Annotated in this window: 9 protein-coding genes and 1 pseudogene; 6 read left to right on the top strand and 4 right to left on the bottom strand. The window is 60.8% G+C overall.

Translation table 11 applies throughout. The features are described 5' to 3' along the window. Positions 1 to 56 precede the first annotated feature (56 nt). Positions 57 to 1139, bottom strand: coding sequence for a polyamine ABC transporter substrate-binding protein (locus Q1A32_RS06790; protein ID WP_299651211.1), 1083 nt, complete (start codon positions 1137 to 1139; stop codon positions 57 to 59). A 151-nt stretch (positions 1140 to 1290) separates the two neighbouring features. Between Q1A32_RS06790 and Q1A32_RS06785 the strand changes: the two genes are divergently transcribed. Beyond that, positions 1291 to 2688, top strand: coding sequence for an aspartate aminotransferase family protein (locus Q1A32_RS06785; RefSeq protein WP_299651208.1), 1398 nt, complete (start codon positions 1291 to 1293; stop codon positions 2686 to 2688). Positions 2689 to 2935: 247 nt separating this feature from the next. On the opposite strand, the gene Q1A32_RS06780 is transcribed toward Q1A32_RS06785, so the two are convergent. Then, on the bottom strand, positions 2936 to 4087 hold the full coding sequence (locus Q1A32_RS06780; RefSeq protein ID WP_299651205.1) for a M24 family metallopeptidase: 1152 nt from the start codon (positions 4085 to 4087) through the stop codon (positions 2936 to 2938). Positions 4088 to 4276: 189 nt separating this feature from the next. Here Q1A32_RS06780 and Q1A32_RS06775 point away from each other — a divergent pair, with 189 nt between their 5' ends. The 5 genes and pseudogenes from Q1A32_RS06775 to Q1A32_RS06755 form a co-directional block, all read left to right on the top strand. Next, positions 4277 to 5377 (top strand): ABC transporter ATP-binding protein, encoded by a 1101-nt coding sequence (locus tag Q1A32_RS06775; RefSeq protein ID WP_299651202.1) that lies wholly within the window; start codon positions 4277 to 4279, stop codon positions 5375 to 5377. Between the two features lie 81 nt (positions 5378 to 5458). Then, complete coding sequence (locus Q1A32_RS06770; RefSeq protein ID WP_299607948.1) at positions 5459 to 6568, top strand: extracellular solute-binding protein; 1110 nt, start codon at positions 5459 to 5461, stop codon at positions 6566 to 6568. An 88-nt stretch (positions 6569 to 6656) separates the two neighbouring features. After that, a complete protein-coding gene (locus Q1A32_RS06765; protein ID WP_147111938.1) occupies positions 6657 to 6944 on the top strand; it encodes a DUF1330 domain-containing protein in 288 nt (95 codons plus the stop codon). A 3-nt stretch (positions 6945 to 6947) separates the two neighbouring features. Then, entirely contained in the window at positions 6948 to 8585 is a 1638-nt protein-coding gene (locus Q1A32_RS06760) for an ABC transporter permease (protein ID WP_299651198.1), read from the top strand. Between the two features lie 11 nt (positions 8586 to 8596). Beyond that, a pseudogene (locus Q1A32_RS06755) lies at positions 8597 to 9475 on the top strand (ABC transporter permease); the annotation flags it as partial. A 90-nt stretch (positions 9476 to 9565) separates the two neighbouring features. On the opposite strand, the gene Q1A32_RS06750 reads toward Q1A32_RS06755, so the two are convergent. Beyond that, positions 9566 to 10921, bottom strand: a complete 1356-nt coding sequence (locus Q1A32_RS06750) for a lytic murein transglycosylase (protein ID WP_299651195.1) — start codon at positions 10919 to 10921, stop codon at positions 9566 to 9568. A 68-nt stretch (positions 10922 to 10989) separates the two neighbouring features. Further along, on the bottom strand, positions 10990 to 11709 hold the full coding sequence (locus tag Q1A32_RS06745; RefSeq protein WP_299607962.1) for a YafY family protein: 720 nt from the start codon (positions 11707 to 11709) through the stop codon (positions 10990 to 10992). Positions 11710 to 11740 lie beyond the last annotated feature (31 nt).

Raw genomic sequence — 11740 nt, 5'->3', positions numbered from 1 at the left:
GGAATCCGTTCAAAATGAAATGGGCGCGAGGGGGTCCCCGCGCCCAAGGTCGGGCGTCAGGTGCCCGACTTGATCTTGGTCCAGGTCCGCGTCAGATTGCGCTGATCGCGTGCGGCCCATGGGGTCACAGTGTACAGATTTTCAAGGGCCGCTTCGTCCGGATAGATCGCTGTGTCGTCGATCACATCCTCGATCAGAAACTCCTTCGATGCCGCATTGCCGTTGGCGTAGTAAACGTAGTTCGACGCCTGCGCCATGTTCTGCGCATCCATGATGAAGTTCAGGAACGCATGCGCGCCTTCGGGGTTAGGCGCATCCGCAGGGATCGCCATCTGGTCAAACCACATCAACGCCCCTTCGCTTGGCGCGGTATACGCAATCTCGACTCCGTTGTCGGCTTCTGCAGCACGGTCGCGCGATTGAAGGATGTCACCGGACCACCCAAAGGCCACGCAGATGTCACCATTGGCAAGCGCGTTGATGTATTCCGACGAATGGAACTTCTGAATGTGCGGGCGGACCGCCATCAGGACCTCTTCGGCCTTGGCCAGATCATCCTTGTCCTTGGAATCAGACGGCAGACCGGCATAGGTCAGGGCCGCCGGTATCATCTCGGTCGGCGCATCAAGGAAGTGGACGCCACATTCAGCGAGCTTTTCCATGTTGGCCGGATCAAAGATCAGCGACAGCGATCCGATGGGGGCGTCATCGCCCAGAATCTCGGTCACTTTGCCGACGTTCACGCCCAAACCCGTGGTGCCCCACATGTAGTTGATCGAATAGGCGTTGTCGGGGTCATAGGACTCGGTCCGCGCCTCGATCACGTCCCACATGTTCTCAATGTTCGACAGCTTGGATTTGTCGAGCGGCTGAAAGACACCGGCAGAAATCTGGCGCTGCAAGAACGTGCCTGTGGGGACAACCACGTCATAGCCGGACGATCCCGCCAGCATCTTGGTTTCCAGCACTTCGTTGCTGTCAAACACGTCATAGACCAGCTCAAGCCCGGTTTCTTCCTCGAACTTGGTCAGCAAATCTTCGTCGATATAGTCGGACCAGTTGTATACGCGCACTTCGTCTGCCAGCGCAGCACCCGTCAGGGCAAAGGCTGCGACGGTGGTCAGCAGTGTAGTCTTCATGGTGTACTCCCCGTATCACGCCCGGTAATCCCGGGTCAGCGCGCATGAAAACAAGTTTTGCACCATGCGTCCAGCAGGATTGCAGATGCTGGATTGACGGCTGCGCCTTTGCCCATATTGTCAGCACGTTGTTCAACCGCCCGAGGTCTCCATGCCCGCCATCACCAACCACCTGCCCACAGCCGAACTGCAAGCGCTGGATGCCGCCCACCACATGCACCCGTTCACCGCAGGGGGCGAGTTGGCCGAAAAGGGCGCGCGGGTCATCACGCGGGCCAATGGCGTGTACCTGCATGACAGCGAAGGCAACGAAATTCTGGATGGCATGGCGGGCTTGTGGTGCGTGAACATCGGCTATGGCCGTGGTGAATTGGCCGATGTGGCCGCCCGCCAGATGCGCGAACTGCCCTATTACAACACGTTTTTCCAGACGACCCACGTGCCCGCCATCGCGCTGGCCCAAAAAATCGCGGAACTGGCACCCGGCGACCTGAATCATGTCTTCTTTGCTGGCTCTGGATCAGAGGCAAACGACACCAACCTGCGCATGGTCCGCACCTACTGGGCGATCAAGGGCAAACCGGAAAAGCAGATCTTGATCAGCCGCAAGAACGCCTATCACGGCTCGTCCGTGGGGTCCGGCAGCTTGGGCGGCATGACGGCAATGCACGCACAGGGTGGTCTGCCCATCCCCGGCATTGTCCATATCGACCAACCCAACTGGTGGGCCGAAGGCGGCGACATGACGCCGGAAGAGTTTGGTGTTTCGCGCGCGAAACAACTTGAGGTTGCAATTCTCGAACATGGCGAAGACAACGTGGCCGCCTTCATCGCAGAACCCATTCAGGGCGCAGGCGGCGTGATCATCCCGCCCGCGACCTACTGGCCTGAAATCCAGCGCATCTGTGACAAATACGAAGTCCTTTTGATCGCGGATGAAGTGATCTGCGGTTTCGGGCGCACCGGCAACTGGTTCGGCTCGCAGACCCTCGGGATCAAGCCACACATCATGACCATCGCCAAAGGCCTGTCCTCAGGTTACCAACCCATCGGCGGGTCAGTCGTGTGCGATGAAGTGGCAGAGGTCATCGGGTCGGGCGAGTTCAACCATGGCTATACCTATTCCGGCCACCCCGTCGCCGCTGCCGTGGCGCTTGAAAACCTGCGTATTCTCGAGGAAGAAAATGTACTGGATCACGTGCGCGACGTCGCCATGCCCGCCCTGCACGAGATGTGGCACGGGCTGGCCGATCATCCACTTGTGGGTGAGACGACGATCACCGGCATGATGGGCTCGCTTGCCCTGACCCCGCACAAGGACAGCCGCGCCAAGTTCGCGATGGACGCTGGCACCGCCGGGTTCATGTGCCGCGAACGCTGCTTTGCGAACAACCTGATCATGCGCCACGTCTATGACCGCATGGTGATCTCACCGCCGCTGGTCATCACGCCGGACGAGATTGCAGAGATGGGCCGCCGCGCGCGAACGGCGCTCGACGAATGCTATGCCCAGCTGAAAGACGGCGACATGCTCAAACCGGCCGCCTGACAGATGCGTCGCGCCACGAGGGGCTCTGCCCCTCGCACTCCCCGGGATATTTTTAGCCAAGAGAAGTAACGGTCGATTAACCTTAATGAGGTCTTGATGAAGCACGGTACAGGCGGGGACGCCGATGACCGTGCCGGGAGAAGTCACAGCTTCTTTCCATGGGGGGTGCCTTAAACGGCATCCCCCATTTTCTTTCGGCCACAAATATCCTCGGGGGGAGGCGAAGCCGGGGGGCAGACAGCCCCCCTCACCGCTTTACAATCATGCCGCGCGGCCTATCACAAAGGCATTCGGCAGGCCCGCTTTCGGTGATGCGGATGCTCTCGGTGATCGCCAAACCCCACCCCTCCATCCAAAGACCCGGCATGAAGTGGAAGGTCATGTTGGGCTCAAGCACCGTATCATCCTCGGCGCGGAAAGATATCGTGCGCTCGCCCCAATCGGGCGGGTAACTCAGGCCAATGGGATAGCCGCACCGGGCGGTCCGTTCGATTCCGACCTTTTTCAATGCGCGGTTCAATGACGCCGCGACATCCCGCGCCTGATTGCCCGCGCGGGCTGCTTCGATCCCGGCCTCAAGCCCCTCGATCACAGCCGCTTCGGCGCGTTTCATCTCGTCCGGCGGATCACCGAGGAAGACGGACCGGCACAGCGGCGTGTGGTAGCGGCGGCAGCAGCCCGCGATCTCCAAGGTCGTCGCCTCACCCGTCCGGAAGCCGTCGCCGTTCCATGTCAGATGTGGGGCCGCCGCATCAGCCCCGGATGGCACCAAAGGCACGATGGCCGGGTAGTCACCCCAGTCTCCGCCGACCCCACGGATGGCATCGCGGTAGGCATCTGCCACCACTTCATTCTTGGGCACACCCGGCGCGATACGGTCGGCCATGCCGTCAATCACCGCTTCGGATATGCGGGCGGCCTTGCGCATAAACCCGATCTCGGTCTCTGACTTCACCGCGCGGCACCAGTTCACAAGCGAGGTCGCGTCGACCAATGCCAGCCCGACATCCCCCAGCACCGCATGCGCCTTGGCCGAGTAGTAGTAGTTGTCCATTTCGACCCCGACGCGGCCCGTCAGGCGGGTGGCGAGGTCCTCCATCGGGTGACGCGCAGGGGTCTGGATGTAGTGTTCGCCGTAGCCTACAGCGCCGCCATCCCCCATCCATGTCGTGCGCCGCGCACCGGCCACATCCTGCAGACGGCCCCACCACAGCGGGTCCGCATCATGGGTCACGATCACCCCCTGATGCACATAGAAGGACCAGCCGTCATAGCCTGTCAGCCACCCCATGTTCGACGGGTCGGTGATCAGAAGGCAGTCCAGATCAGCCTGCGCCATGGCCTCCCGCACCTGCGCCAGTCGCCCGCGATACTCAGCAATTTCAAAGGCGTGCCCCATGATTCCCACGTCCCATCGTTTCAACACTGCGGGAACATTGCCCGAAAACGCACAACAGTGCAGTGATTCCGACCGGATTGCGCTATCAAACCCGGTTTTACGTCATAGTTGGTTGCATTGCCTGGGCCACCTCGGTTTAGTTTGCGCCAAGCGGCGGCGTCAGACCGCCAAGATAACGGGGAGCCAGATTTGGCCGACACTGCGACCGACCAGGCGTTCGTCGAATTCGAACGCGTGCAGAAAAGTTATGATGGCGAGATCCTCGTCGTCAAAGACCTCAACCTCTCTATGCCGAAGGGCGAGTTTCTCACGATGCTCGGGCCATCAGGGTCCGGCAAGACAACCTGCCTGATGATGCTGGCAGGTTTTGAGACGGCCACGCATGGCGAGATCAAGCTGGACGGCCGACCCATAAACAACATCCCGCCGCACAAACGCGGCATCGGCATGGTGTTCCAGAATTATGCCCTGTTCCCGCACATGACGGTCGCCGAAAACCTCAGCTTCCCTCTGGAGGTTCGCAAGATCGGCAAGTCCGAGCGTGAAGAGAAAGTCATGCGTGCCCTTGGCATGGTACAGATGCAGGATTTTGCCGGGCGCCGCCCCGCGCAATTGTCCGGTGGTCAACAGCAGCGGATCGCGCTGTCCCGTGCGCTGGTCTTTGAGCCTGAGCTGGTTCTGATGGACGAACCGCTGGGCGCACTGGACAAACAACTGCGCGAAACGCTGCAATTCGAGATCACCAACCTTGCCCACGATCTGGGGATCACGACCGTTTATGTGACCCACGACCAGACCGAAGCCCTGACCATGTCGGACCGCGTCGCTGTCTTCGATGATGGGCGGATCCAGCAATTGGCACCCCCCGATGAGCTGTATGAAGAGCCGCAAAACAGCTTCGTTGCGCAGTTCATCGGTGAAAACAACACCCTCATGGGCACTGTCAGCAAGATCAATGGCGACCGTTGCGAGGTCACGCTGGACGGCGGTGAGATCATCGACGCCAAGCCCGTCAACGTGTCCGAAGTTGGGCAACGCACCCGTGTCTCCATCCGCCCGGAACGGGTCGAGATGAACAAGGAACGGCTGCAACCCGACGTGCACACGCTCAGGGCCGAAGTGCTGGAGTTCATCTATATGGGCGACATCTTCCGCACCCGCCTGCGGGTTGCCGGAAACGACGATTTTGTCATCAAGACACGCAACGCCCCGGATCAGGTCCGCCTGACACCGGGCACCCAGATCGAGATCGGGTGGTTGCCACAGGATTGCCGGGCGCTGGACGCCTGAGCAAAGAGAAGAAGGCCTGGGCGACGCCCGTGGTCCGGCCTTCGCACATATCAAACGGGCGTTACTAATGGGAGTAAGTTCATGAAACTCACCAAGACCCTACTTGCCACCACTGCCCTGACGCTTGCGTCGGGTACGGCATTCGCAGATGGCCACATGGCATCCGACATGACCCTTGTCAGCTGGGGCGGCGCATACCAGAACAGCCAGCAAAAGGCGTATGTCGAACCCTACCTTGCCGACAATCCCGGCGTGACAGCCGTATGGGACGAAAGCTCGGCCGAGGCCGTGGCGAAACTGCGCGCGATGAACGAAGCGGGCAGCGTCACATGGGACGTCGTTGACGTTGTGGCCGCAGACGCGATCCGCCTGTGCGACGAAGGTTTGGCGCTGGAAATCGACGCAGACGAAGATCTGGCCGCAGCGCCCGATGGTACATCCGCCTCTGACGACTTTGGTGACCTGCTGGTCAGCGACTGCTTCATTCCGCAGATCGTGTACTCGACCACGTTCGGTTACCGCACGGATCTGGTTGGCGACACAGCCCCAACATCCGTGTGCGCCGTGTTCGACACAGACGCATACCCCGGCAAGCGTTCGCTGGAAAAGCGTCCGATCAACAACATGGAATGGGCTCTGCTGTGTGACGGTGTGGCCAAGGATGACGTCTATGACGTGCTGGCCACCGATGAAGGTCAACAGCAGGCGCTGGACAAGCTGGCCACCATCAAGGACGACGTGATCTGGTGGTCTGCCGGTGCTGACACACCGCAACTGCTGGCTGACGGCGAAGTTGTGATGGGGTCGACCTACAACGGTCGCCTGTTTGCCGCGATCGAAGAGCAGGACCAGCCCATCGGCATGCTGTGGGACGCGCAGGTGTTCGATCTTGACGGTTGGATCATCCCAACGGGTCTGAGCCCCGAGCGTGAAGCGCGTGCGCGCGACTTCATCAAGTTCGCCACGGACACGCAGCGTCTGGCGGATCAGGCCAAGTACATCAGCTACGGTCCGGCACGTGCATCGTCCGCACCGCTGGTCGGTCAACACGCGGAACTGGGCATCGACATGGCACCACATATGCCAACCGATCCCGACAACGCGCAGAACACGTTCCTTTATAATTACGAGTTCTGGGCCGACTACCGCGACGACATCGACGCCAAATTCCAGGCGTGGTTGGCACAGTAAGCAGGTAAGGCGGAGTTCACTCCGCCCTGCCGCAAAACAATCGTAAGGCGGGGGTGTCCCCCGCCTTGCCCCACAGAAGGGAACGACCATGCCCAAAGGCTACATCATCGGCCACATCACCGTGAACGATCCCGAGGCGTACAAAGAGTATGTCGAAAAGGACACGCCGATCCTGCTGTCCCACGGCGCCGTGCCGCTGGTCCGCGGCGGCGATGCGCAGTCGATGGAAGGGCCGGAGTTTTCCCGCCATGTCGTCTTTGAATTTCCCACCTACGAGGCCGCCCTGGCCGCATATAACGACCCCGAATACCAAGAGGTCATGAAGATCCGCCATCGCACCGCGACATCCATGATCGTCGTCGCGAAAGGAGCCTGATCCATGGCTGAAGCAATGCTGGCCGCTGACGGCACACCGCTCAAACGCAGCTTGGCCCGCGCCCTGCGTCGCCAAAAGCTGCGCGCGCTGGCCTTGATTGCACCGCTGCTGCTGTTCGTCCTGATCACGTTCATCGTTCCCATCGCCTCGATGCTGTTCCGCTCGGTCGAGAACGAGATCGTCGCCAACACGCTTCCCTACACGGTCGAGGCGTTGGCGGATTGGGACGCGACCGGCACCGACCTGCCCTCCGATGCGACGTTCGAGGCGATGTTCTACGACATGTTCATCGCGGCCGAAGCCAAGCGGCACACCCGCCTTGGCACCCGCCTGAACTACGAGACAACAGGCGTCTCATCGCTTTTCCGTCAGTCCGGGCGGCGCATGGATGACGTCGCCGACATCTCCTACGAACCGCTCGAAGACCTCGACAAGGCGTGGGACGATGGCGCAACGTGGTATGCGCTGTTCAATGCCAGCGGCGATGCAGATCAGGCGCTGTTGTCCGAACAGCGCGGACGCGTCGCACGACTGAGCGGTAGTGACGCAAGTGCGGACATCAACTTTGCACCGGATGCGCAAGCCGCGGCGCTCCTGCCGCTTGCCGCCCGTGAATACACGGCGTGGGCCGTCTATGTGGCCACGCAGGACAATCGCGACCCGGCAGAGCGTGACCCGTGGGAGGCTGTGGCCCCCGCCCTTGTTACCGACCTGCAGACCGCTGACTTGTCAGGCTACTCCGGCCCCATGGCCGACATGCTGCGCACCGCCCAGCAGGCCAACCTGACCGTCCCGAATTTCACCAGGGAATTCGCCGATATGGACGAGGACTGGGCCACGCTTGAGCCGTGGCAAACGATCCAGACCCATGCCGGCACCTACACACCCGGCTATTTCCTGAATGCCATCGACGCGCAGAAAACGCCCGAAGGCATCGCCTGGCAGCCAGAGGAAAAGCAGATCCTGCTGACCCTCTTTGGTCGCACGATCTGGATGTCGTTGCTGATCACCTTCTCTTGTATCGCGCTTGGCTACCCCATCGCGTGGCTGCTGGCGAACCTGCCGATGCGCAAGGCCAACGTGCTCCTGATCCTTGTGTTGCTGCCGTTCTGGACATCGCTGCTGGTGCGCACATCCGCGTGGAAGGTCATGCTGCAGCAACAGGGTGTCATCAACGACGTGCTTGTCTGGGTCGGTCTGGTTGCCGATGATGGCCGCCTGATCATGATCAACAACCAGTTCGGCACGATCGTCGCCATGACGCATATCCTGCTGCCGTTCATGATCCTGCCGATGTATTCGGTGATGCAGACCATCCCGCCCAGCTACCTGCGGGCGGCCAAAAGCCTCGGGGCCACCAACTGGACAGCCTTCTGGCGTGTCTACTTCCCGCAATCGGTGCCGGGCATCGGGGCGGGCAGTATCCTCGTCTTCATCCTGTCCATCGGTTACTACATCACACCGGAAATCGTGGGCGGCACCAAAGGTGTCTTCATCTCGAACCGGATCGCCTACCACATCTCGTCATCGCTGAACTGGGGCCTTGCGGCTGCACTTGGCACCATCCTGCTGGCCGCCGTGCTGGTTCTGTATTGGGCCTATGACAAGATCGTAGGCATCGACAACGTCAAGCTGGGGTAACGATCATGGGCCTTCCTCCATATGCCACGCTGGGTCAGCGCATCTGGTACTACAGCTTTCGGGTGATCTGCGGGCTGATCTTCTTCTTCCTCGTGGCGCCCATCGTCGTGGTCATGCCGCTGTCGTTCAACGCGCAGGATTTCTTTACCTTCACGCCGGAAATGCTGCGGCTGGATCCTGAAGGCTACTCGCTCAAACACTACCGCGACTTCTTCACCAACCCACAATGGCAGCTGGCCCTGAAAAACTCACTGATCATTGCCCCTTTGGCGACGATCATCTCGGTCAGCCTCGGCACCCTCGCCGCCATCGGCCTCAGCCAGAGCCACGTCCCGTTCAAAGGGACAATCATGGCGATCCTGATCTCGCCCATGATCGTGCCGCTGATCATCTCGGCCACGGGCATGTTCTTCTTCTACGCCCAGCTTGGCAACTGGATGGAAAGCACGCTGGGCCTCGACAAGGGGTTCGTCGGCTACGTCAAAGTGGTGCTGGCCCACGCTGTCCTGGGCATCCCGTTCGTGATTATCACGGTCACAGCGACACTGGTGGGCTTTGACCGCTCACTCACGCGCGCGGCTGCCAACATGGGCGCAGGCCCAGTGACAACCTTCTTCCGCGTGCAGATGCCCCTGATCCTGCCCGGTGTGATCTCGGGTGGCCTCTTCGCGTTCATCACCAGCTTTGACGAAGTGGTCGTGGTTCTGTTTGTCGGTTCCGCCAGTCAGAAAACCCTACCCTGGCAAATGTTCATCGGTCTGCGCGAACAGATCAGCCCAACGATCCTGGCGGTCGCCACGATCCTAGTGGTGATCTCAATCGCGCTCCTGACGACCGTGGAACTGCTCCGCCGCCGCAGCGAACGCCTGCGCGGCATGAGCCCCGGCTAGCACCTTCTTTCGGCCAAAAATATCCCGGGGAGTTTGAGGGGCAGCGCCCCTCATCACGACAAATCGCGTCGCCGTCAGGCGCCTTTTTGATCAGCGCAACTGCTTGAGCAAGCTAAGCGACGCATACCCATCCGCGGTCAGGCCCTGCGCCTGCTGAAACGCCCGCACCGCCTCCAGCGTCTTGGGTCCGATCTTGCCATCCACGCCTTGCGTGCTGAACCCTGCCGCCGTCAAACGCCGCTGCATTTCCTGACGTTCCGAGAACGTCAAAGCCCGATCGCCACGTGGCCACTCCGCTTGAAACGCAGCGCCCCCACCGATCCGGTCACTCAAATGGCCCACGCCAATGACATAGGCATCCGCTGCATTGTACCGCTCGATCACTTCGAAATTCTTGAAGATCATGAAGGCGGCCCCCTGCCCGCCCGCAGGCAACAGGATCGACGCGGCCCCATGGTTCGGGACAGGTTTTCCATCGACACCGACAACACCCAAATTCGCCCATTGTCCGGGGCTGCGGGTCACCTTCCGATTGGCTGTCGCATAATCAAAGCCGCCCGGCAGCCGCACCTCAACACCCCAAGGCTGCCCTTTGGTCCATCCGAAGCGTGACAGATAGGCCGCCGTAGAGGCCAGCGCATCCGTGGGATCATCCGACCAGATGTCGCGCTTGCCGTCGCCGGTGAAATCGACGGCATAGTCCAGATAGGACGTCGGAATGAATTGCGTATGCCCCATCGCCCCGGCCCATGATCCGGTCATGTTGCGCGGGCTGGTGTCGCCGCTTTGCAGGATACGCAAGGCAGCAACCAGTTGCCCCTCAAAGAATTCACCACGCCGCCCGTCATAGGCCAGCGTCGCAAGGCTGCGCACCACATCGTTCTTGCCGCGGAACGTGCCGTAGTTGCTTTCCAGCCCCCAGACGGCCACCACGACCTCTTTCTCGACACCGTACTTCGCCTCAATCGCCGTCAGCACGCGGTCATGCGCGCGCAGCGCGTCCTTGCCGTTGCTGACCCGGCTGTCCGAGGCGGCACTGTCCAGATATTCCCAGATTGTCTTGGTAAATTCGGACTGGTTGCGATCCCGCTTGATCACATCCGGGTCGTAACGCACACCTTGGAACGCCCGGTCAAAGGTGGCGCTGTTGATACCCGCAGACAACGCCCGCCCCCGAAACCCATCAATCCAGCGCTGAAACCCCGCATTCGCCTTACTGTCCTCAGCCGGCACCGATGCCTGGCTTGCCAAGACTGCCGGGCGCGCTTGTGGACGGGCCACGGTCGTGTTGGCGACGACCACAGGCAGCAGGGTCTCTGCCCGGCTCACCGTCTCGGTCACGGGCCGCAACTCCGGTCGAATGGAAGATGGAACAGGCTGTGCCAAAGCCGTTCCCGCAAGGAAAATGGCGCTGCTCGTCGCGCTCAGGGTGACTGCCCACCGCATATGTGCCTCATGGTCGCTTGTTTCGCGTTGTTTCCAATGTAGCAACAATTCGCATCTCAACAAAGGGATCAGTCGAAATGAGCGCGGTCCTTTGCCACTTCGTGCACTTCGGCCCGGATCCGGGCAAGGTGATCGCGCAGCAGGGACACACGGTGCGGTCGAAAGCTCTGATCCGTGATTTCAAGATCATCCATACGGTCCAGGCGGAACACCCGGAAGTCTTCGCGCAGATGGCACCAGGCCAGCAACACGTTGGTGTTTTCCATATACACAATGCCAAGTGGCTTGACCGTCCGCACCGTCTGATCGCCCTTGGCGTCCTGATAGGCGAAATGCACGCTCACCTCATCCCATGCCGCTTGGCGCAAGGTGCCCACGTCAATCCGTGGTGGGTCGGGGCGCCAATATCGGCGCGCATCCAGCACCGCATGTTTCAATCGGTGCGCCTGTTTCGGCGGCACGCGCGCCTGTATCTTGGCCAGCGCTGAGGTCGCCGCCTTGGCCAACGCCGGGTCCGCAATCACCGCGACATCGCGCAGGCCAAGAACCAGCGCCTCCAACTCGTCATTTTCGAACCCCAAGGGCGGCAAGGACGCATCTTCGATCAAGGTAAAGCCAAACCCGGCTTCGCCATCAATCACGGCCCCAAGCCCCCGCAGTTCATCAATGTCGCGATAGATCGTGCGCAGGGACACATCCATTTCGTGTGCAAGTGATTGGGCCGTAATGGGCGGCGTCAGACGGCGCAGGGTCTGCATCAACTGGAAAAGGCGATGTGTTCTGGTCATGCACTCTTCATATCACATGTGCTGCCAGTTT

Source organism: uncultured Tateyamaria sp., from assembly GCF_947503415.1.
In the GTDB taxonomy this organism is placed as follows: domain Bacteria; phylum Pseudomonadota; class Alphaproteobacteria; order Rhodobacterales; family Rhodobacteraceae; genus Tateyamaria.
Note: the sequence above shows the minus strand (reverse complement) of the source record. Positions and strands in the feature narration are given on the sequence as shown.